This is a genomic window from Christiangramia qingdaonensis (genome assembly GCF_048381525.1).
Taxonomy (GTDB): domain Bacteria; phylum Bacteroidota; class Bacteroidia; order Flavobacteriales; family Flavobacteriaceae; genus Christiangramia.
In genome coordinates, this window is record NZ_JBLWIM010000012.1 from 339,123 (window position 1) to 360,845 (window position 21,723).

Consider the following 21,723-nt stretch of genomic DNA (forward strand, 5'->3'; position numbering starts at 1 on the left):
GGATCTCCTTCATCTTCACAGCCCTAATAGCGGGCATTCGGCATTCCCTAAAGTACCTCCTTGAGGTTCATAAAAATTTTCAACAGTAAATATACCAATATTAATTGGCTCTACCATTTAGAAGAAGCTATTGCTTATAACGCAAAACTTCAGATCTTCCTTTTTTGAAGATCTTGTTGCTGGCTCCTTTTCCTTTTCGCAATGCTTTCTGTTCTTCATAAGGCAAGGCATGGATCTCTTTACAATCTGTAGAACAACAGTTATCCATTTTTTCAGCACATTCCTCACACTGAATAAATAGCAGATGACAAGCTTCGTTCGCACAATTCACATGCGTATCGCATGCTTTTCCGCATTGATGACACTGTGCGATCACATGCTCTGAAATTCGCTCGGCACGTCGATGATCAAAAACAAAGTTCTTACCTATAAACTTATTTTCCAGTTGCTGATTTTCAACCTGACGGGTATATTCGATAATTCCGCCTTCAAGTTGATAAACATTCTGAAATCCTTTATGTTTATAGTAAGCACTTGCCTTTTCACAACGTATCCCTCCAGTACAGTACATCACCAGATTCTTGTCCTCCTTATGATCTTTTAGGTCTTCTTCGATAATATCCAGTGAATCCCGGAAGGTATCCACATCTGGTGTGATCGCTCCCTGAAAATGACCAATTTCGCTCTCGTAATGATTTCTCATATCTACCAGCACCGTGTTTGGATCATTTATTAGTTCATTGAATCTCGCAGCATCTACGTGAACACCCTTATTGGTTACATCAAAAGTATCATCATTAAGACCATCTGCTACGATCTTCTTACGCACTTTCACCTTCAATTTTAGAAAGGATTTAATATCATGTTCTATGGCGATGTTCAATCGAACATTCTCCAAGAAATAGATTTCATCCAGAAATTTCTTGAATTCATTGAACCTTCTGGCAGGAACTGAAAGCTGGGCATTAATGCCTTCATGAGCCACATAGATCCTACCGAGAACATCCATCTGGTCCCAGGCGATAAAAAGATGATTTCTGAAAAGTTCGGGGTTTCCGATTTTTGCGTAAGCATAGAAAGAGAGCGTAAGCCTGTCTTCACCGGCTTCTTCTAATAGTGCTTCCCTTTCCTTAGCGCTCAATTTATTGTACAGTTGCATGCTATACTAATATTTTAAGGGTTAAGAAAAATTTCGGCAAAGATACATTTTTAACTGAGGTGAGAAAATTTGAGCTTATTCTAAAACTTATCCAAAAAATTGGAATAATTCCATAATTGCACCTACATTTTTATTGTATTACAACAAAACTTATATTATTTTAGCACACCTTAATTGGATATATTTTAATACATATACATGAGCAACGATAAAGAGAAAGAAGCGAAACTAAAAGCCTTAAAGCTTACCCTTGACAAAATGGATAAAACCTACGGAAAGGGTACCGTGATGAAAATGAGCGACCAGGTGGTCGTAGATGTAGACGCAATTTCTACAGGTTCACTTGGATTGGACCTTGCTTTAGGAGTAGGTGGATACCCAAGAGGAAGAGTGATCGAGATCTATGGTCCTGAATCTTCTGGTAAAACCACACTTACTTTACATGCAATTGCTGAAGCTCAGAAAAAAGGCGGTATTGCTGCTTTTATTGATGCAGAACATGCTTTTGATCGTTTTTATGCCGAAAAGCTTGATGTTGATATTGATAACCTGATCATCTCTCAACCAGATAACGGTGAACAGGCTCTTGAAATAACAGATAATCTTATTCGCTCTGGTGCGATAGATATTATTGTGATTGACTCTGTAGCGGCACTTACACCAAAGAGTGAGATCGAAGGTGAAATGGGTGATTCTAAAATGGGACTTCATGCGAGATTAATGTCGCAGGCACTTAGAAAACTTACTTCTTCTATTAGCAAAACAAATTGTACGGTGATCTTTATCAACCAGCTAAGAGAGAAGATCGGGGTAATGTTCGGAAATCCGGAAACTACTACCGGTGGTAATGCATTGAAATTCTATGCTTCCGTTCGTTTGGATATTAGAAGATCTACCCAGATCAAGGATAGTGCAAATAACGTAATGGGTAATAAGACCAGGGTTAAAGTAGTGAAGAACAAGGTTGCCCCACCGTTTAAAACTGCCGAATTTGATATTATGTATGGTGAAGGTGTTTCTAAGATCGGTGAGATCATTGATATTGGTGTGGATTACGAGATCGTTAAGAAAAGTGGATCATGGTTTAGCTATGAAGACACGAAACTTGGACAGGGTCGTGATGCAGTCAAAACTTTATTAAAAGACAATCCAGATCTTATGGAAGAACTGGAAATCAAGATTAAAGAAGCGATTAAGGTCGCAAAAGAAGCTTAATTAAAAATCCCCATCCGGGGATTTTTTTTGATACCTACGCAACCATTTCTCACTTATTGCATCTACTATAAAAGCAATAAGAATATGAGAAAATTGGTTGTAATAGCCCTAACATTACTGCTAATAAGTTGTTCAGTAGACAATGATTCCCAAATCACCTCCTACGAATTAGCAAGTATTACAAGTCACGATCTACCAGATGAATTCGTATTAGGTAATACTTACGATGTAAGAGTAGATTTCGTCTTTCCATCAGATTGTAATAACTTTCAGGCGCTGGACGCTCGAAGAGCAGGCACTACTTCAGAAGAAAGAAGCCAGATCTACATTTCGGTTGTTACCGCGGTTGTCGAAAATAGTTCCTGTACCAGAGATGTTATTGGAACATCTTCAAGTACAAAGTTTGTGGTGACCATCGATGAAGAAAGAGATTATACTTTTAGATTCTGGAAAGGACAGGATGGAGATGAAGCGATATATGAAGAAGTTACCATTCCTGTTGTAACGGAGCAGTCATAACTACTAACCTAAAATGAATACGTGGGTTCTAAAGACCTCATCTACCGTTGTAAACAACAAGAAAGAAAAGCTCAGGAAGAGCTTTACAAACTCTATTCCCCCAAGTTGTTTGGGGTATGCCTGAAATATTCTGATAACTATCAACAGGCGGAAGATAATTTGCAGGACGGGTTTGTGACCATTTTCGAAAAGATTGGTCAGTTTCAGGATAAAGGATCTTTTGAAGGTTGGATGAAACGTATCCTTATCAACACCTCCCTTCAAAAACATAGACAGCAGAAAGTTTACGGCATTACCAACGAAGAGGATCTGCAGGAGGATGAAATAGAAGTTGAAACAGATAATATTTCCGTGGACTTCCTCTTACAATGTGTACAGGAATTACCAGACAGATACAGGCAGGTATTTAACCTGTATGTGCTGGACGGCTATTCTCATAAGGAAATTTCAGATTTATTAAGTATCACTAAGGGAACTTCGAAATCAAACCTGGCCAGAGCCAGAACTTCTCTAAAGGAGAAAATTGAATTGGTACAGAACTCAAAAGCGGTGAAATCATCATGAAAGAGAAAAAGAACATAGACAGGATCTTTCAGGAGAAGTTCAAGGACTTCGAGAAAGAACCTTCTCCTAGAAACTGGGAGCAAATATCGGCTCGACTGGATGCCGGAACACCGCCGGTTGCTAAAAAGCCGGTAATTCCACTCTGGCTTAAATTTAGTGCTGCAGCTGCAATTTTAGCCTTAGTAGCCACGGGAATCTGGAAAATGAACCTTTCTACTACGGAAGTTTCAGAACCTGGATTTGTGAACGAATCGATTGAAACGGGAGCAGAAAACAATGAAAGTATTGATCAGGAATCTCCTTCAGAAGAAAGCATAGTGAATGAGGATAGGAACAATCAAAAAGAACAATCTGGTGCCGCTTTCCATAACGAACAAAAAAATAATAACAACTCTGAAGAAACAAGCAGTTCTAATGCAGCAATGGCTGATCAAAACAGCAATACCACAGCTGAAGATCAAGAATATCTAGATGATTCGGGAAGAAATGAATCCCAGACCAATCAAAGATCAAAAGAAGATTCCCGTTATACTCATCACGAAAATGGTAATAACAATTCAGAAGAAAATTTAAATAATAAATATCGTACCTCAGCAACTACATCTCTCACCAACGAAGCAATAACTTTGACCGATGAAGATGCAAAGAGAAATACCGTAGAAAGTATATTCAAAAACTACTGGAATGAAAGAAATCCTGAACTTTCAGATGAACTGCTAAGTACTGCTATTTTACAGGATACTTCCTTAAACCAACTCGAAGAGTTATTAGCTGCAAAAACTTCCGAAGAAAATAAAGAAAACGAGGAGAATGAAAACCTCAACCAGAAAAATCTTCGTTTGTCAACTTTTGCCGCACCCGTTTTCTATGCTAATCTTGGGGATGGAAATGAACTTTCAAACCAGTTTTCAAATAATTCAACCAGTGCCGAAGTGACTTTCTCGTACGGTGTGAAGCTGGCGTATGACATCGCGAAAAATGTCAAGATTAGAACTGGAATAAGCAAAGTGAATATGAGTCAGAATATTGCCAATGTATCTTATAGCCCAACGGCAATGAATCCAGGCTTTGAAAATATAAATTCTACGGAAGATAACATCGAAATTAGGGTTGAGTCTCCTAATGATAGTGGTCTACCTAGTTTTGGCGGAAATAGTGATAACAGCAACGGAAGTATTATTTCTCCAACTGTATTCACTCCTGGAGAGATCAATCAACAATTTGGGTTTATCGAAGTTCCGCTGGAAGTGGAATACGCTTTGGTTGATGAGCGCTTTGGATTAAATCTCATTGGTGGTGCAAGCGGACTTTTCCTTGACCAGAACAGTGTAGATCTAGTAACAGCTGAGTCCAGAACCAAACTTGGGACAGCTTCTAATATTAATAAAACAAGTTTTAGTACGAATGTTGGGATTGGGGTGGATTATGAAATTAGCAACAAAATAAGCCTTAGCGTAGAACCTATGATGAAATACCAGGTCAACACTTTTAATAATGTTGATAATGTACGTCCAGTTAATTTCGGGGTTTACTCGGGGATTAGCTATACTTTCTAATGAACCGAAGGATCTACCAGCTCATCATGAATAATATTGAAAGTAGAGTTCTTAATTTCCTTCCTATCGCTCATTTCCAGGCCACGCGTAGGAATAAAATGATGGATCCTGACTCTCAACTTCCCGGGGCTGCCCGACAGGAACCTATAAGAAAATCTTCTTTTGGAATCGTGAAATGTGATTGGTACAATTGGAATCTGGTGTTCAATGGCCAGCCTAAAAGCTCCTTCTTTAAATTGATCCAGCACGACCGAATGATCATCTGGCACTCCACCTTCAGGAAATATGCAAATTGAATTTCCTTGTTTTAATCTTCTTTGTGCTTCCAGAAATGCAGCTTTCCTGCTTTGCTGATTCTTTCGATCCACCAGGATACACGTTCGTTTATAGAAAAATCCGAAAACGGGGATTTTACTCAGTTCCTTTTTTCCAATAAAAACGAAGGGTTGCTTCATAATAACCAGCATCTGCATAATATCAAGCATACTGGTATGATTCGCAACTAGCATATAACTTTTATGCTTTTCTGGAATTTCTTCAGCTTTAACTTTAACCCAGAAACCCATTCCGTAGAGGATACATTTCGCCCATATACGGGAGCAAACGAAATACTGAGGGTAAAACTTTTCAGAAGTGGTAAAAATGATCAAAACGGGAAGCATTATCACAATAGGTACGATGAGGAGAATATAGAACCAGATTCTCCATAAAAGGATGCCTGCCATTTTGATGTATCGCATGCGTCAAAAGTAGTAAAATGAAAGGAAGGAGTTCTATAAAAAATTTACCTTTGCAGGAAAATTCGAAAAGTCCATGTCAAGAATACTTACAGGAGTACAGAGTACAGGAACCCCGCATTTGGGGAATTTACTAGGTGCCATCATGCCCGCCATTAATATGGCGAATGATCCTAAAAATGATTCCTTTATTTTTATAGCAGACCTGCATTCGCTTACACAGATCAAAGATGCTGAGACGCTACGTCAAAACACTTATTCTGTAGCAGCGACATGGCTTGCCTGTGGACTTGATATTGAGAGAAGTGTATTTTATCGCCAGTCTGATATCCCGCAGGTTGCTGAACTTTCCTGGTATCTAAGTTGTTTCTTTCCATTCCAGAGGCTAACCCTTGCGCATTCTTTTAAGGATAAGGCAGATCGTCTTGAAGACGTGAATAGTGGTTTATTTACCTATCCTATGCTTATGGCGGCCGATATTCTTCTTTATGATGCTGAAATTGTTCCGGTTGGGAAAGATCAATTGCAGCATATCGAGATGACTCGTGATGTTGCTTCCCGTTTCCACGCGAAAATGGGAGATGTATTCGTAATTCCTGAAGGTAATGTGCAGGAAGAAACCATGTACATTCCAGGAACTGATGGTGCGAAAATGAGCAAATCGAAAGAAAATACGATCAATATTTTCCAGACCGATAAGAAGCTAAGAAAGCAGATCATGGGAATTGCTACAGACAGTACTCCGCTGGAAGAACCAAAAGATCCTGATACCTGTAATGTGTTTGCCCTTTATAAGATTATGGCTTCTGAAGAGCAAATAGTTGAAATGAGGAAGAACTACGAAGCAGGTGGCTATGGTTACGGTCACGCCAAACAGGCATTGTTCGAACTTGTTCGGGATAAATTCGCTGAACCACGTGAGAAGTACGAATACTATATCAATAATCTGGAAGAAGTTGACAAAGCACTATCGATTGGAGCAGAAAAAGCTAAAAATGTAGCGAATGAAGTTCTGGCTAAAGTTAGAACCAAATTAGGTTACTAAGCCTACGCGATTTCAAATAACTTACCAGGGAGTGGTCTTACCGCTCCCTTCAATTCCATACTCAGTAATAATGACGCCGTTTTAAAAGTTGGTATTTTACACTGAAGTGCCAGCAGATCCAATTCAGTTTTTCCCTGAAGTTGCAACTGGTCATATAAGAGTTGTTCTTCTGCTTCAAGATCAATAAATAATTTCTTCTGAACTGGTTTTAGATCATTTTCATTATTCCGCCAGTTAAGCATATATGCAATATCTGCTGCGGAAGTAAGTACTCTAGCATTCTGACTTTTAATTAGTTCATTACAGCCTACACTTGACTTGTCTCCCGGTCTACCCGGCACAGCAAAAACCTCTCTATCATAGGAATTAGCAATATCGGCCGTTACCAATGCTCCTCCTTTTTCGGCACTCTCGATTACTACAGTAGCTTCGCTCAAGCCGGCAATGATCCGGTTTCTTTTCAGGAAATTATTACGATCAAAAGTATCGCTACTCCAGAAATCGGTAAAAAACCCTCCGTTCTCCTCCATTTCGGTCATATACCTTTTATGAACTTTTGGATAGATCTGGTTCAGTCCGTGAGCCAGGCAGGCTACGGTTTGTAGATTATTCCTGATGGCTGCTTTATGAGCCGTAATATCGGTTCCGTATGCAAATCCTGAGATAATAACCGGTTCTAAAGGTGCGAGATCTTCTATAAGCTGTTCGCAAAAGGAGATTCCATGTGAACTGATCTGTCGAGTCCCAACGATACTGAGAATTCGCTTCCTGTTGAGGTTTATGGTTCCACGGCTAAATAACAGCAGGGGCGAATCCTGGCAATGTTTGAGCTTTTCAGGATAGCTATCTTCTTTGAAATAGCTTACGCTAATCTTATTCTTGTGAATAAAACCAAGTTCCTTTTCAGCTTCCTTCAGATGCATTGGGTTCTCAATTTCACTGATCCTGGTCTTCCCAATACCATCAATTTTCAATAGACTAGACTTTTTTGCTTTAAAGACGTTTTCCGCAGAACCAAAATGTCTTATTAATTTTTTAGCTGTGCTATCTCCCAGATTTGGAACATGTTGCAGTGCCAGGGTATACAAAAGTTGATCAGGTTCCATTCAGGATAATTTGACGAAATTTACAGAAAAAAACATTTGTTAATAAAATTTGTTTAGGTAACTTTAACTAACTGTCTTTAACCTATATTTTTGCACTCGATGAATATTTCCAATTACATACAGGACCTGCTTTACCGTTATGAATGTGTAGTTCTTCCCGGTTTTGGTGCCTTCCTGGCCCAGAAGCAATCAGCTTTTATCGATGAAAATTCCAATGAGTTCTTTCCTCCAAAAAAGGTGATCTCATTCAACAGGCAGCTTATCAAAAATGATGGGCTACTTGCAAATTATATTGCTGAGGTCGAGAATGTAAAATATCAGACTGCAAATAACATGATCCAGGAGTACGTATATGACCTGGAATCTTCTTTACAAAATGCTTCTAAAGCCAGGCTCGAGAACATTGGAGAGCTTTACCTGGATAGTGAGGATAAACTGCAATTTGAACCTGTTACGAATGTAAACTTTCTCACGCAGTCCTTTGGTCTGGATACTTACAAAGCCTTGCCGGTTAATAGAGAGGCTTACAAACAACAGGTATCAGAACTTGAGGAAAAAGCCCCTATTACTTTCACTCCTGAAAGCAAGCGATCATCCATTTGGAAATATGCCGCGATTGGCCTAATAGCCCTTGGAGTTTCAAGTTTTGCCGGACTTAACATTTACAGCAGCCAGGTTACAAAGCATAATATTGCTGAACAGCAGGAGGCAGAAACTCAGCTTCAGGAACAAATACAACAGGCAACCTTTGTAATTGATAACCCGTTACCAGCGGTTACTTTCGAAGTAGAAAAACAATCTGGGAACTATCATGTTGTTGCAGGAGCATTTCGAGTTGAAGAAAACGCACAAACCAAAGTTGATGAACTTAGAGCAGAAGGTTTCAAAGCCCGATTACTAGGAGCTAATAAATATGGCCTTCACCAGGTAGTTTATTCCAGTCATCAAACCAGAAGAGAGGCGATCAATAAACTTTATGCGGTTAAGAAAACGAATGATGCAGCCTGGTTATTGGTTCAGGAACTGTAATTTAATAGTTCGTTAACTGCGAAATTACCGCTAACCTCCCTATTTTTGCAAAAAATCTTACATGGAGGCTAAATCACCTAATGAATCTCGTACTACACTTACAGATCTTGTTTTACCCAGTGAAACGAATCCGTTGAATAATCTTTTTGGTGGTGAACTACTGGCAAGAATGGATCGTGCAGCCAGTATCGCCGCAAGACGTCATAGTCGTAGGATCGTAGTAACTGCTTCAGTCAATCACGTAGCTTTTAACAAAGCGATTCCTTTAGGAAGTGTTGTAACAGTTGAGGCAGCTGTTTCAAGAGCTTTTAAGAGTTCCATGGAGATCTTCATTGATGTTTGGGTGGAAGACCGTGAAAGTGGTCGTAGAACAAAAGCAAATGAAGCAATTTATACTTTTGTAGCGGTAGACGAAACCGGAACTCCAATTCAAATCCCACAGCTAGAGCCGGAAACTGATCTTGAAAAAGAAAGATTTGCCGCTGCCTTGCGCAGAAAGCAATTAAGTCTTGTGCTTGCTGGTAAAATGAAACCTAGTGATGCTACTGAACTTAAGGCTCTTTTCGACAAAGATTAGTGCGTGATAAACCTCACCCCTGCTCTTATACTCAATAAGTTTACGTTGCCAAAATAATCGTCCAGCTGTTCGGTGACTTCAATATTCATAAAATCTCTTCTAAATTCACTTCCCAGGAATATTCCGAAGAAATTATTGATGCGATAATTGATTTTTGGCCCACCCCAAATACTGGTGGCCGAATCTCTAAAGTTCGTTCCAAATTCTGAATCATGATAATAGCCGGTAGAACCAAATCCAGCAATTAGATCCAGATATAGACGCTCGGTAAATTCATAAACATAAGCACCCTGAACACCGAATGTAAAGATTTTTGTGTTCTTGATGTCACCAATATTTTCAGGCTTGACTATCTGTGTATTTATATTCAAAAATCGAGTTCCTATGTACCAGTTCTTGTGGAGATAAAAGTCGGCAGTAAGGCCGGATCCGGTTTTGAGATCATAAGCATCCTTTAAAAAGTTATCTCCTATTGCTGTAAACATGCTAAGTTCCGGATCCAACTGTATACGATTGAAATGATGTGCAGAAAATTTTGTGCTGTCCTGCTCCTGTGCTTTCAAAGAAACAGTTGAACAAACAACCAGCACTATTATGAGCCTAAAGATCGATCTCATAGCTTGCATCGATTTCGTTCACCTCAAATTCATAAATATATTCTTCCTGAGCGCTTTGTAATTTTAAATAAACAGTAGAATAATTAGTGGTGGTGACTCTTAAAGTATCAACTTGATTTTCAGAATTCAGAAAGGATTCTCGGGTTGTATATTTCGAAGCCAGGTCTAAATCATCGTAAGAGCTTAATTCATTCCAGTCTTCGATACCAATTTGTACTGAAGATGCTTCAGATCTCAACGTATAATAAACATCTGAATCATGCCGAATGACTATGCTTGTTTCTATGATCTCTTTCAGCACAAATTCACCAAGATCCAACAATGTTTCCTTCCTGCTGAATGACGAATCACAAACTGTAAAACTCTGCAACCTTCGATCATTAGAAGTATTTGTAATATCCAGGCACAAAATTCCAGGATTAACATCCAGAGAGACCATAGAAATATCACCATTTTCATCACTTACAACTTCAGAAAGTGTGCCCTGTCCCCGGCTTAAAAAACCATTGATATCTGTTGTTGTAGTTACCCGGATTCCCTGTAAAGCATTGCCTTCAGGAGTTACAAATTTTCCCTGTACCAGAATTCGTTTATTATTTTCTATAGAAACAGGTGTACATCCCTGTAGTAACAGAAGCATAAACACTATAAACGCACGCGTGTAACCAAATTTTACTGAACTCATAGGTTAGATTCTATTCACTAGATGCTTTCAAACCCATAAGGTTGCGTTGAAATTACATTCTATAGATCCATCCTGCCGGATCCATTTTTTGATCGTTCTTATACAATAGAAAATGCAGAGTCGTTTTCCCAGTAGTTCTACTGGTTGCGATCTCTCCTATCTCCTGCTCTGTCCTTACCGTGTCCCCTTTTTTCACAAAAACGTTCTCAAGGTTGTTATAGATCGTAATAAAATCACCGTGTCTAACCATCACCGCTTTATTCGCACCTTTCACCGCCTGCACTTCGCTAACAGTTCCATTAAAAACAGCACGCGCCTTTCCACCTTTATCAGTATCAATTCGTACTCCATTGTTATTAACCATTACCGAACTTACTACAGGATGTGGTTGTTTTCCAAACTTCATGGTCACCACACCAGATTTCACCGGCCAAGGCAATTTTCCTTTGTTATTATTGAAATCAGTCGCCAGTGCTTTCGCTTCCGGAGTAAGTTCATAAGTACTTCTTGAGCTTGAACCGCTCTCTTTATTTGCATTGGCAATGGATTCGCGAATCATTCGATCGATCGCCCTGTCGATTTCGTCGATCTCTCTCTGTTTACTTTTTAACTGACTCGCAAATTCACCTTCACGTTTTTTGATCGTGGAAACAAGTTCTTGCTGAGATTTTCTATTTTGTTCTAACTGAGCCCTGGTTTTTCTATTTTCAGCAATTAGTTTCTGTTTTTCTTCTTTTTGCTGAACCAACCTGGAATTCAATTGTTGCAATTCTATCGTATTAGCCTTGATCTCTTCTCCTTGCTGTTTACGATAATTGGTATACTGCTTCATATACTGAATTCGTTTATATGCCTGCAGGAAGTTCTGAGAAGACAGCAAGAACATCACCCTGCTTTGCTGAGACTTGCTCTTATAGCTTTTCTCGATCATTCGGGCATAATCTTCCTTAAGCTGTTCCAGCTCCTTTCTAAGCGCACCAATTTTATTCGTATTCGTAGTAATTTCCCTCGTGAGAAGATTCGCCTGCTGGTTGGTTAGTTTTATAAGATCTTCGGTGCTTCTTATTTGTTGTCCAAGATCTTCCACCTGTACAAGCACCGAGCGTTGCTTCTTCTGGTTGGAAATTCTAAGCTCATTGATCCTGGTGATCTCATTTCTAAGCTGAATACGCCTTTTTTCCAGTTCTTCACGATCTGTTTGGGCATAGCTAAACTGCATACCACCTATGCAAAGCAGTAGAATAATCAATACATTTGAAGCCTTCATTCTAATCATTTCAAGCTTATTTCTTCGTAACCGGATGGGATGTCGAAAGGAAAACTAACTTCCTCATTGAAACTGATGCTTCTGTAAGTAATTTCAATATTGGTGCTGCTTCCTCCTTCATTGGCGATAATACGAATCTCTTCAGGAAAGACAATACCATCTACCACCTGGTAATCTGAATAGGTAACCGTAAGACTTCTGTTTTCTGAAACCTGTGCCAGTTGCTGAGCCGCTGCTTTCAAAGTACGACTATCCAGCAGGAACATTTTTTTCATATCAGCAGATTCTTCTTCCTGAACGAACTGAAACCCTCTTGGAGATTGTGTGAAATCATATTCTTCAGTACGAAGATCATAGATCGCCTGCCCGATCAGCAAATTCTGAAGTTTTTGAAAATCCAGCGGAGTTCCAAGGAAATCACTAACTAACCTGAAGTCACCATCAAAATAACTCTGAGTCACCTTTTCATAATAGCTCACACTATTTGGTGTGATATAAACTTTAGCAACAGGAAAACCGAGAATACTCGCACTCATCCAGATCGCCTTGTCCTTTTCCATTCTAAAACTAAGGTTTACAGATTGTGTTTTTTCATCGTCCTGGTACACTGCTCTTAATTTCCCGGAAGCGGTCTTATATTCGGCTTCTTCAGCATAGTGCTTTTTAATAATGGAAACAGCTTCTGTGTTCTTTGTAACGATCTTTCCAGCACGACGGGAACTTCCGCAGGAAGCTATAATTACCGCCATAAATACCAGTGTTACTATTCTTCTAATCATCAATTTATTTCTTTAAGTAATTCCTCCGCTTTAGCGCGGTATTCATTCGCCAATCCTGCATTATTCATACCATGATAGCTAAAAGAAAGCTGTGCATAGAAATCGGCTTCCATTCTAATATCATCGACCAGGTAATCCAGCCCATCCTTCAAACTGCTTTCTGCCTGCTCAAACTTTTCAAGTTTGTTAAGAGCAACCCCTTGAAATAGGTATAATACAGGTTGAGAAGGAAAATTTTCCAACGCCTGTGCGCTCAATTCTCTAACGTCTTCATATTTCTGAAGATCAATTTGTAACAACAGTGTATTCCTGGTAAGTTCAAAATTGGTAGAATTCTTCTTTATTCCCAGTTCAAAATACCGAAGTGCATTTTCCCGATCAGCTTTTTTTAGATAGAATTGTCCCAGTTTTTCATACAAACCCGGTGCATTCTCAATTTGAGTGAGTTTTTGAGCAACTTCTACCAGACGGTTTTCATATTGAGGATTATCCTGTACAAAAATCAGGAAGTCGTTGAGCACTTTGAATTTAGACTCAGCATCGATTTCTTCACTTTCAAATACAATTTCCATGGAAGCAATAGCAGCTTCAGTCTCCTGTTTTTCGAGCTGAAATTTATAGAGTGCAAGATGAGCCAGAGAAGAACCGGGATTACTTTCCAAAAGTTCATTGGCAACATTATACGCTTCTTCATCCTCACCCTGCTCACTATACATGTAAATTAGGTTGAGATAATTTTTTTCCAGCTCAGGGTTAGCGGCAATACTTTGCCTTAAATTCTGAATTTGAGCATCGGTATTATTGGTCCTCGCATAGATCTGACGGCGTAACGAGTTTCGATAGGAATTTGCTCCTAAGTCCTGATCCAGTTGATCTATAAGTTGTAATGCATTCTCGTAATCTTCATTGAGCAAATACAAATTAGCGAGGTCCTCTTTATAATCGGAATCAAAGCTAATAAGCTTTTGCACTGTGGAAATTGCACTATCAAAATCGCGCGTTGCAGCGTAAGTTTCAAAAAGCGAGACAAGAATAGCTTCCCTTTTGGGTTCTAATGCTGTAGCCTTCTGAAAATTTTCAATGGCTGCCGGAAATTGCTGAAGTTCCCGATAATTCTTCCCAAGTTCAAAATAAAGCACCGCGTTGTCTTCAGAAATTTCTGAAGCTTTACGCAGTGCTACAATTGCTTTTTCATAATTCTCGATACCTTTTTGCTTGAGCGCTTCAAAGAAAAGTTCCTGAAACTCATCATTCACAAGACCGAGATCATCCTGGTTCACATCTTCAAATGGACGTTTATCATCCTGTGCCTGCACAGAAAGTATAAAACATAACATAAGAAGTAGGCTCCCGGATGTACGCATAAAATTTATTCTAAAACGGAATAATCACCGATGCTGATCTGGGTAAAGTCACCGTCAAATCTGGCAAAATTTCCGATCATTGCGTTATCAAGTTTTGCATTTTTTACTTCAGCAAAGGTCTGGATAAGACTGTTCTTGATAGTACTGTTTTCAATTTTGGTTCCATCCCCAATAGATACATTAGGTCCAATTTTAGCATTGATCAATTCAACATTTTCACCAATATAACAAGGTTCGGTAATTTCAGAATCTTTGATCTTTACAGAGTCTGCCATCAATTTCTCTCCATCCTGATGAAGGAAATTCAGCATTCTACCATTGGTTTCCACGGTTACATTTTTGTTTCCGCAATCCATCCATTCATCTACTTTTCCTGGAACAAAACGGAGTCCGTTTTTACGCATTGCTTCAATCCCATCGTTGATCTGGTACTCACCACCGCGGGTTAGCTTTGCATCCAGAACATTCTGAAGTTCATCTTTTAAAACTGCTACATCCTTGAAATAGTATATCCCAATAACAGCAAGATCTGAAACAAATTCTTCAGGTTTTTCGACAAGATCTGTGATCTCGTTATTGTCATTCAGCTTCACCACACCGTAAGCTGATGGATTCTCAACTTTCTTCACCCACATTACTGCATCTGCAGATTTGTCAAGGTTAAAGTCGGCTTTGAAGAGTGTATCGGCATAAGCAACCACTGCAGGACCGCTAAGAGATTCCTTGGCACACATGATCGCGTGACCGGTTCCTAATGGTTTATCCTGGTAATAGATCGTTCCTTTGGCACCAAGACTTTCGGCGATCTTTTTAAGATCTTCCTCCACTTTTTCTCCAAAATCTTCTCCAATGATAAAAGCAACTTCGTCGATCTTTTCATCAAGAACCTTCGCAATATCTTCTACCAGTCGGTGAACGATTGGTTTTCCTGCGATAGGAATTAAAGGTTTTGGTACAGTCAAAGTATGTGGACGAAGTCGTGAACCACGACCTGCCATTGGTACAATAATTTTCATTTTATAGCTTTTTAAATTATTCTTTAAATATGGGCTAGTTATTTCCTGTGCTTCCAAAACCTCCTGCGCCCCGGGAAGTTTCTCCAAGAATGTCTACTTCTTCCCAGGAGATCTGTTCGTGTTTAGCGATGACCATTTGAGCAATACGCTCTCCATTCTGGATCTCAAATGCTTCATTGGACAAATTTACAAGGATGACACCAATTTCACCTCTATAATCGGCATCGATTGTTCCTGGAGCATTGAGTACCGTAATCCCTTTTTTAGCCGCAAGGCCACTTCTTGGTCTCACCTGCGCTTCAAAACCCAAAGGAAGTTCAACAAAAAGTCCTGTTTTTACAATGGTCCTTTCTAAAGGTTTCAGCGTTACCGGTTCATCGATATTAGCTCGAAGATCCATTCCTGCAGAAAAATCGGTTTCATAATGCGGCAACTTATGTGCCGACTTATTGATCACTTTTACTTCCATGTCTTAGGATTGTATGATTCTTAAAATCTGGTCTTTTTCAAAATAGTAAATGACACCCATAAATATCAATAATAACGGGATTCCCACGAAATAATTTCCCCGGAAAAAGTAAAATGAGATTATTGAGAAAGTAATGGACACCAGAAGGTAAGCTCCTATTCGAGTCATATCGTAAGGAACTTTATAATATTTTCTTCCGTAGAAATAAGAGAGTGTCATCATCACGCCATAAGCGGCAAGTGTTGCAATGGCAGAACCGGTATAACCTATCTTCGGAATAAGGTATAGGTTGAGAGCAATGGTCACGGCAGCTCCTGCCAGAGAAATATAACCCCCAAATTTCGTGCGATCTGTTACTTTATACCAAACTGAAAGATTGTGGTAGATACCAAGAAAAAGGTTCGCCAATAAAATTAAGGGAACGATTTCCATAGCCTCCCAGTAAGCTGAATCTTTAATGATCAATATCTTTAAAAGATCGGCAAAAACGATCACGCCCAGCAGGATCAAACTTCCCAGAATGACAAAGTAGTTGGTGATACGGGCATACGTTGTAGTAGCATTCTCTTCTCCGGAATGGCTGAAAAAGAATGGCTCTATTCCCAATCTAAATGCGGTTGCAAATAAAGTCATGAACATGGCAAGCTTATAACAGGCCGAATACGCTCCAATTTGTTCACGTGCTATATCCTGTGGTAATAGCCGGTCAAGCAGAATTCTATCAAAAACTTCATTTACTGAAAAGGCAATTCCTGCGATCAGAATAGGAAATCCGTAAGACAGCATCTTACGCCAGAGTACCGAATCAAAAGTGAAAGAGATTCTGAAGTAAAAGGGCAACATGAGTAAAAGCGTAAGTCCGCTTGCTACCAGGTTGGATATAAATACATAACTGATCTTAAAATCCTCTACATAAATACTTCGGAAGAAGCTATGTTCTTCTGCCAGATCTTTCAGATAAACCAGGAAAAATACATTCAGACCCAGGTTTACAACCACATTAAATATCTTGATAATCGCGTATCTCATTGGTTTTTCCGCAGCACGCAACCAGGCAAACGGAATAATTACCAGAGCGTCCAGAAGCAGGATCCAGATCGCAAGTTCTATGTATTTCAAAGGAATATTGGTAACCTCTACAATAAGATCGCGGGCAAGATAAGCTACTACCGTAAACAGAAGTGAAGTAATCACCAGTGACCATCCAGAGGTACTTAAAACACTATTGGGATTTTCGCTCTTATTATAAAATCTGAAAAATGCCGTTTCCATACCATAGGCAAGGATGACATTGATCAAAACGAAATAAGCAAAAATAACCGATATTTCACCGTACTCTTCTTTCGGTAAAATATCGGTATATAAGGGAACTAAAAGGAAACTTACCATCCTTGGCAAGACAGTAGCCAGGCCGTAGACAAAAGTTTGCTTAAAGAGATTTTTTATAGTACTCAAAGGAGCCGGTTGGTTTGCTACAAATATCTGAATTTAAATAACAAAACCGCTCTGGCTACTCTTCCTTTTCCACAATTCCAGTAAGCTTATAGAATTTGGTTTCATCGTTTTGTCCAAATACCAGAATGGCTTCATCCTGATCGATCTTAAACGGACTCTCTTCAGGCATTTGTGGCATTTTGTTACCGTATTCCTTTTTAGGGTCTACATCCATAACCATATCCTGGGCACCTACTCTAAAGTTGGCTATGTAGATATTGGAATTCTCTTCGCTTTTAACAAGTGGCGACTTCATACCGTGGAAATAAACAGCTTGCAGATCTACACGCTCCTCCTGAATTACTGAAACTGGAATATTTAGCTGGATACCTTCTGAAGTGTATGTATAATAAACGTCAGCGAATTGAGCAGGTGCTCTTTCCTGAAGATCTTTATTACTGCCACAGGAAGCAAAAATGCTTAATACCAGAATACCGGTTATAATTAGTAGTGATTTTTTCATAATGTTGATTTTTAAAGTTGAAGATATAAAAACAAAAGCTGTACCAAACAAAAAATGCCCTCCATTTGGAGGGCATTTCAAATTATATTTAATAAGCTTATCCGTTCAAAGCTTCAGCTCCACCAACGATCTCAAGGATCTCATTGGTAATAGATGCCTGTCTTGCTTTGTTATAAGATAATTTAAGATCATCTCTAAGTTCCTTGGCGTTGTCTGTCGCTTTATGCATCGCAGTCATACGTGCGCCATGTTCAGAAGCGAAAGAGTCTCTAAGAGCCTTAAAAAGTTGCATTTTCAATGACTTTGGTATAAGATCTTTAACGATCTCAATTTTCGATGGTTCGAAAATATAATCCAGTTGCTTTTCAGATTCCGTTTCAAATCTTTCGATTGGAAGGAACTGCTCATCCATCACGATCTGAGTTCCGGCATTTTTAAACTGATTATAAACAAGTTCGATCTTATCGAATTTGCCATCAACGAAAACCTGCATAAGTTCTTCAGCAATTGCAGAAACATTCTCGAAAGAAAGATCATCGAAAATAGCGTTATCGTTCTTGTAAACATCAAAGGTTTTCTTCAGAATATCATTACCCTTTTTTCCAAGAGTTAGAAGTTCTACTTCTTTATTTTGATAGTCTGCAGCAACCTTACTTTTTACCTTTTTGATGATATTGGTATTAAAAGCACCGGCCAAACCTTTATTAGAAGATATAGCTACGATAAGTACTCTTTTTACTTCGCGCTCTTCAGCAAATTTGCTGTTCGCATCATCATCCAGAGTAGCACTTAAATCCTGCAGCAATTGTGTTAACTTTTCAGCATAAGGTCTCATGGATGTAATTGCATCCTGAGCCTTGCTCAACTTAGCAGCCGATACCATTTTCATGGCGCTGGTGATCTGCATCGTTGAGGAAACCGAAGTAATCCTGCTACGTAATTCTTTTAAGTTTGCCATTTTGTTTTAGTATTGAGTATTGAGAAGTTAGATGTTAGAAACTACTCAATACCTATATAATTTTCAATTGTAAATACTTCAATTAAAGATCTAAAATCTTCAATCTATGTACTCAATACTATTTCTTGTATTTCCCTGAAAGCTCTTTAGCAGCCTTAGTCAAAGTATCTGTTACTTCATCTGTAAGTTTTCCTGCTTTAAGAGTATCCAAAGTATCTCTATGCTTAGAATTCAGGTAATCCAGATATTCTAATTCAAATTCTTTTACTTTCTCTACCGGTACATCTCTAAGTAAGTTCTTAGAACCAGCGTAGATGATCGCGATCTGGTTTTCTACCGGGTAAGGATCGTTCTGTCCCTGTTTAAGGATCTCCACGTTACGTTTACCTTTAGAAATCACACTCATGGTTGAAGCATCAAGGTCTGATCCAAACTTAGCAAATGCTTCAAGTTCACGATACTGAGCCTGGTCAAGTTTTAATGTACCTGCTACCTTTTTCATCGACTTGATCTGAGCGTTACCACCCACACGAGATACTGAAATACCCACGTCAATCGCAGGACGTACACCCGAGTTAAATAGATCTGATGTTAAGAAGATCTGACCATCTGTAATCGAAATTACGTTGGTTGGAATATATGCTGAAACGTCACCCGCCTGAGTTTCGATAATTGGCAGTGCAGTCAAAGATCCGCCTCCTTTTACCTTGTCTTTCAAGCTATCTGGAAGATCGTTCATTTGCTTCGCGATATCATCATCGGCGATCACCTTCGCTGCACGCTCAAGAAGTCTTGAGTGAAGGAAGAATACATCCCCAGGATATGCTTCACGTCCTGGTGGACGACGAAGTAAAAGGGAAACCTCACGGTAAGCAACTGCCTGCTTGGAAAGATCATCATAAACGATCAATGCAGGACGACCTGTATCTCTAAAGTATTCACCAATCGCTGCACCGGCAAATGGAGCATACACCTGCATTGGAGCAGGATCTGATGCATTTGCAGCAACAATGGTAGTATATGCAAGCGCACCTTTATCTTCAAGTGTCTTGGCAATCGCAGCAACAGTAGAAGCTTTCTGCCCGATCGCTACATATATACAGAATACCGGCTCACCGGCATCGTAAAATTCTTTCTGGTTAAGAATGGTATCAATTGCAACCACGGTCTTACCTGTTTGACGGTCACCAATTATAAGCTCACGCTGTCCTCTTCCTACCGGTACCATGGCATCGATAGATTTAATACCAGTTTGTAACGGTTCAGTTACAGGCTGACGATAAATTACTCCCGGAGCTTTACGCTCAAGAGGCATTTCAAATGTCTCACCTTCAATTGGACCTTTACCATCAATAGGAGCTCCAAGAGTATCAACCACACGGCCAACAATACCTTCACCTACATTGATAGAAGCAATTCGCTGAGTTCTTTTTACTGTAGAACCTTCTTTGATCTCTTTTGCAGGACCTAAAAGTACTACCCCAACATTATCTTCCTCAAGGTTTAGAACGATTCCTTCCAATCCACTCTCGAACTGAACAAGTTCTCCATATTGAGCGTTTGCAAGTCCGTAGATGTTCGCAATACCGTCACCAACGGTTAGAACGGTACCTACTTCATCAAGAGAGGCCTTGGATTCAAAACCTGATAATTGTCGTTTTAATATTGCTGATACTTCAGCAGGATTTACTTCTGCCATAATTATTCAAGATAAAATGGTACGCACCAGGCGCACCTGTTTTAATTAAATTTTTGAAACGTATGTGTTGTCTTTTAATTGTCTCTTTAGTCTGTCCAGGTTTCTGGCTACGCTTGCATCATACTGCAAGTCACCAACCCTAAGAACAAAACCACCAATAATGCTCTCGTCGATCACATTCTCAAGGATCGCATCATTACCTGTAAGTTCCTTAACCTTCGCCATGATAATTGCTTCCAGCTCAGCATCCAACGGAATTGCCGTGGTTACTTTAGCGTGCTGAATATTGTTCATAGCGTTGAACATCATCGTATACTGCTTTGCAACGATGTGCAAAATATTAATACGATCATTGTCAAGTAGCATATCCATAGCACCAACAGTTACACCATTAAGACCCTTAAAGATCTCAAGCAGCGCGCTCTTTTTAATGCCTTTTCTAACCACCGGACTTGTGAGCATGTTCTCCAGATCACCACTGTTCTTTACAGTAGCAGATATGGTTTGCATATCACTGTTTACAGCTTCCGCCGAATTCTTATCCTTTGCCAGTGAAAGGATCGCTTTTGCGTAACGTTGTGCGGCTCTGTTCCCTTTCATATCTTAGTTTAACTTAGCATCGCTCAGCATCTTCTCGATCATCTGGCGTTGTTCGTTCTTACTTGATAGTTCTTTACGCACAACTTTCTCAGCAATTTCTACTGAAAGCTCTGCAACCTGATTTTTAAGTTCAGCAAGAGCAGATTGTTTTTCAAGTTCGATACTCTTTTGAGCATCTGCAACAATTCTGTCTGCTTTAAGCTTCGCTTCTTCAGCTGCTGAAGCGATCGTTTTTTCTTTCAACTCACGTGCTTCTTTAAGGATAGCATCTCTTTCTGCACGAGCTTCTTTCATCAATTGCTCATTATCAGATTTAAGATTCTGCATTTCCTTACGAGCATTTTCAGCTGAAGCCAACGCGTCGTTGATAGACTGTTCCCTATCTCTTACAGAATTAAGGATAGGTCTCCAGGCGAATTTTGCCATGAGAAACAAAAGCACCAAAAAGACGATCGTTTGCCAGAAAAACAAGCCAAAATCGGGAGTGATTAAATCCATATATAACTAAATAAAATGTTCTTAAGTAATCATTAATTAAGATCTGTTCGTAACCAACCGTTACGAACAGATCTTTTTAAATTCAGGACTATGCCGGTACAGTAAGTACCCCTAGCAAAGCAGCTACCACTCCAAAAAGTGCAACACCTTCTACAAGTGCAGCAGCAATAATCATAGCAGTCTGGATTTTCCCAGCAGCCTCTGGCTGACGTGCGATAGCATCCATGGCAGAACCACCAATTTTACCAACACCGATAGCGGCTCCAACAACTGCAAGACCAGCTCCTAAAGCTGCAAGTCCAATGTG

At 39.5% G+C, this 21,723-nt stretch carries 24 protein-coding genes; 7 read left to right on the forward strand and 17 right to left on the reverse strand.

Features of this window, described 5'->3' with window-relative positions:
- Positions 1 to 127: 127 nt before the first annotated feature.
- Positions 128 to 1,159, reverse strand: a complete 1,032-nt coding sequence (trhO, locus tag ACNI3T_RS06405; protein WP_418227116.1) for an oxygen-dependent tRNA uridine(34) hydroxylase TrhO — start codon at positions 1,157 to 1,159, stop codon at positions 128 to 130.
- Positions 1,160 to 1,357: 198 nt separating this feature from the next.
- On the opposite strand from trhO, the gene recA reads away from it, so the two are divergent.
- The 4 genes from recA to ACNI3T_RS06425 all read left to right on the forward strand — a co-directional run bounded on the left by recA (position 1,358) and on the right by ACNI3T_RS06425 (position 5,013).
- On the forward strand, positions 1,358 to 2,374 hold the full coding sequence (gene recA / locus ACNI3T_RS06410) for a recombinase RecA (protein ID WP_418227117.1): 1,017 nt from the start codon (positions 1,358 to 1,360) through the stop codon (positions 2,372 to 2,374).
- Positions 2,375 to 2,458: 84 nt separating this feature from the next.
- Positions 2,459 to 2,893, forward strand: coding sequence for a hypothetical protein (locus tag ACNI3T_RS06415; protein WP_418227118.1), 435 nt, complete (start codon positions 2,459 to 2,461; stop codon positions 2,891 to 2,893).
- Positions 2,894 to 2,914: 21 nt separating this feature from the next.
- Positions 2,915 to 3,457 carry an RNA polymerase sigma factor gene (locus ACNI3T_RS06420; protein WP_418227119.1) on the forward strand — a complete coding sequence of 181 codons (543 nt, stop codon included), beginning with the start codon at positions 2,915 to 2,917 and terminating at the stop codon, positions 3,455 to 3,457.
- On the forward strand, positions 3,454 to 5,013 hold the full coding sequence (locus ACNI3T_RS06425; protein ID WP_418227120.1) for a hypothetical protein: 1,560 nt from the start codon (positions 3,454 to 3,456) through the stop codon (positions 5,011 to 5,013). Before ACNI3T_RS06420 ends, ACNI3T_RS06425 begins: the two co-directional genes overlap by 4 nt.
- On the opposite strand, the gene ACNI3T_RS06430 is transcribed toward ACNI3T_RS06425, so the two are convergent.
- Complete coding sequence (locus tag ACNI3T_RS06430; protein ID WP_418227121.1) at positions 5,010 to 5,753, reverse strand: lysophospholipid acyltransferase family protein; 744 nt, start codon at positions 5,751 to 5,753, stop codon at positions 5,010 to 5,012. The genes ACNI3T_RS06425 and ACNI3T_RS06430 overlap by 4 nt on opposite strands.
- Before the next feature lie 73 nt (positions 5,754 to 5,826).
- On the opposite strand from ACNI3T_RS06430, the gene trpS reads away from it, so the two are divergent.
- Positions 5,827 to 6,795, forward strand: a complete 969-nt coding sequence (trpS, locus tag ACNI3T_RS06435; RefSeq protein WP_322301640.1) for a tryptophan--tRNA ligase — start codon at positions 5,827 to 5,829, stop codon at positions 6,793 to 6,795.
- A gap of 2 nt (positions 6,796 to 6,797) precedes the next feature.
- On the opposite strand, the gene dprA is transcribed toward trpS, so the two are convergent.
- A complete protein-coding gene (gene dprA / locus ACNI3T_RS06440) occupies positions 6,798 to 7,901 on the reverse strand; it encodes a DNA-processing protein DprA (RefSeq protein WP_418227122.1) in 1,104 nt (367 codons plus the stop codon).
- A gap of 99 nt (positions 7,902 to 8,000) precedes the next feature.
- On the opposite strand from dprA, the gene ACNI3T_RS06445 reads away from it, so the two are divergent.
- Both ACNI3T_RS06445 and ACNI3T_RS06450 read left to right on the forward strand, forming a co-directional pair.
- The gene (locus tag ACNI3T_RS06445; protein ID WP_418227123.1) at positions 8,001 to 8,930 is read left to right on the forward strand and encodes an HU domain-containing protein; all 930 of its coding nucleotides are present in this window, start codon (positions 8,001 to 8,003) and stop codon (positions 8,928 to 8,930) included.
- Positions 8,931 to 8,991: 61 nt separating this feature from the next.
- A complete protein-coding gene (locus ACNI3T_RS06450; RefSeq protein ID WP_141876468.1) occupies positions 8,992 to 9,507 on the forward strand; it encodes an acyl-CoA thioesterase in 516 nt (171 codons plus the stop codon).
- Here the strand turns inward: ACNI3T_RS06450 and ACNI3T_RS06455 are convergent.
- From ACNI3T_RS06455 to atpE, 14 genes are all read right to left on the reverse strand, one after another.
- On the reverse strand, positions 9,504 to 10,124 hold the full coding sequence (locus ACNI3T_RS06455; RefSeq protein WP_418227124.1) for a hypothetical protein: 621 nt from the start codon (positions 10,122 to 10,124) through the stop codon (positions 9,504 to 9,506). The genes ACNI3T_RS06450 and ACNI3T_RS06455 overlap by 4 nt on opposite strands.
- Entirely contained in the window at positions 10,108 to 10,809 is a 702-nt protein-coding gene (locus ACNI3T_RS06460; RefSeq protein WP_418227125.1) for a hypothetical protein, read from the reverse strand. Before ACNI3T_RS06460 ends, ACNI3T_RS06455 begins: the two co-directional genes overlap by 17 nt.
- Positions 10,810 to 10,861: 52 nt before the next feature.
- Complete coding sequence (locus tag ACNI3T_RS06465; protein WP_418227866.1) at positions 10,862 to 12,076, reverse strand: murein hydrolase activator EnvC family protein; 1,215 nt, start codon at positions 12,074 to 12,076, stop codon at positions 10,862 to 10,864.
- A 5-nt stretch (positions 12,077 to 12,081) separates the two neighbouring features.
- Complete coding sequence (lolB1, locus tag ACNI3T_RS06470) at positions 12,082 to 12,855, reverse strand: lipoprotein insertase outer membrane protein LolB1 (RefSeq protein WP_418227126.1); 774 nt, start codon at positions 12,853 to 12,855, stop codon at positions 12,082 to 12,084.
- Complete coding sequence (locus tag ACNI3T_RS06475) at positions 12,855 to 14,219, reverse strand: tetratricopeptide repeat protein (protein WP_418227127.1); 1,365 nt, start codon at positions 14,217 to 14,219, stop codon at positions 12,855 to 12,857. Before ACNI3T_RS06475 ends, lolB1 begins: the two co-directional genes overlap by 1 nt.
- A 5-nt stretch (positions 14,220 to 14,224) precedes the next feature.
- A complete protein-coding gene (locus tag ACNI3T_RS06480; RefSeq protein WP_418227128.1) occupies positions 14,225 to 15,235 on the reverse strand; it encodes a sugar nucleotidyltransferase in 1,011 nt (336 codons plus the stop codon).
- 34 nt (positions 15,236 to 15,269) lie between these two features.
- Positions 15,270 to 15,704, reverse strand: a complete 435-nt coding sequence (gene dut, locus ACNI3T_RS06485; RefSeq protein WP_418227129.1) for a dUTP diphosphatase — start codon at positions 15,702 to 15,704, stop codon at positions 15,270 to 15,272.
- A gap of 3 nt (positions 15,705 to 15,707) precedes the next feature.
- Positions 15,708 to 17,159, reverse strand: a complete 1,452-nt coding sequence (locus ACNI3T_RS06490; RefSeq protein ID WP_418227130.1) for an oligosaccharide flippase family protein — start codon at positions 17,157 to 17,159, stop codon at positions 15,708 to 15,710.
- Between the two features lie 55 nt (positions 17,160 to 17,214).
- Positions 17,215 to 17,661 (reverse strand): hypothetical protein, encoded by a 447-nt coding sequence (locus ACNI3T_RS06495; protein WP_418227131.1) that lies wholly within the window; start codon positions 17,659 to 17,661, stop codon positions 17,215 to 17,217.
- A 97-nt stretch (positions 17,662 to 17,758) separates the two neighbouring features.
- Positions 17,759 to 18,619, reverse strand: a complete 861-nt coding sequence (atpG, locus tag ACNI3T_RS06500; protein ID WP_418227132.1) for an ATP synthase F1 subunit gamma — start codon at positions 18,617 to 18,619, stop codon at positions 17,759 to 17,761.
- Between the two features lie 118 nt (positions 18,620 to 18,737).
- Positions 18,738 to 20,318: a F0F1 ATP synthase subunit alpha gene (gene atpA / locus ACNI3T_RS06505; RefSeq protein WP_322301627.1), complete on the reverse strand. Its 1,581-nt coding sequence runs from the start codon at positions 20,316 to 20,318 to the stop codon at positions 18,738 to 18,740.
- Positions 20,319 to 20,363: 45 nt separating this feature from the next.
- Positions 20,364 to 20,918, reverse strand: coding sequence for an ATP synthase F1 subunit delta (gene atpH / locus ACNI3T_RS06510; protein ID WP_418227133.1), 555 nt, complete (start codon positions 20,916 to 20,918; stop codon positions 20,364 to 20,366).
- Positions 20,919 to 20,921: 3 nt separating this feature from the next.
- Positions 20,922 to 21,416, reverse strand: coding sequence for a F0F1 ATP synthase subunit B (locus ACNI3T_RS06515; protein ID WP_026913618.1), 495 nt, complete (start codon positions 21,414 to 21,416; stop codon positions 20,922 to 20,924).
- Positions 21,417 to 21,504: 88 nt separating this feature from the next.
- Positions 21,505 to 21,723, reverse strand: a 219-nt coding sequence (gene atpE / locus ACNI3T_RS06520; protein WP_417919864.1) for an ATP synthase F0 subunit C, incomplete at its 5' end; no start/stop codon positions are given.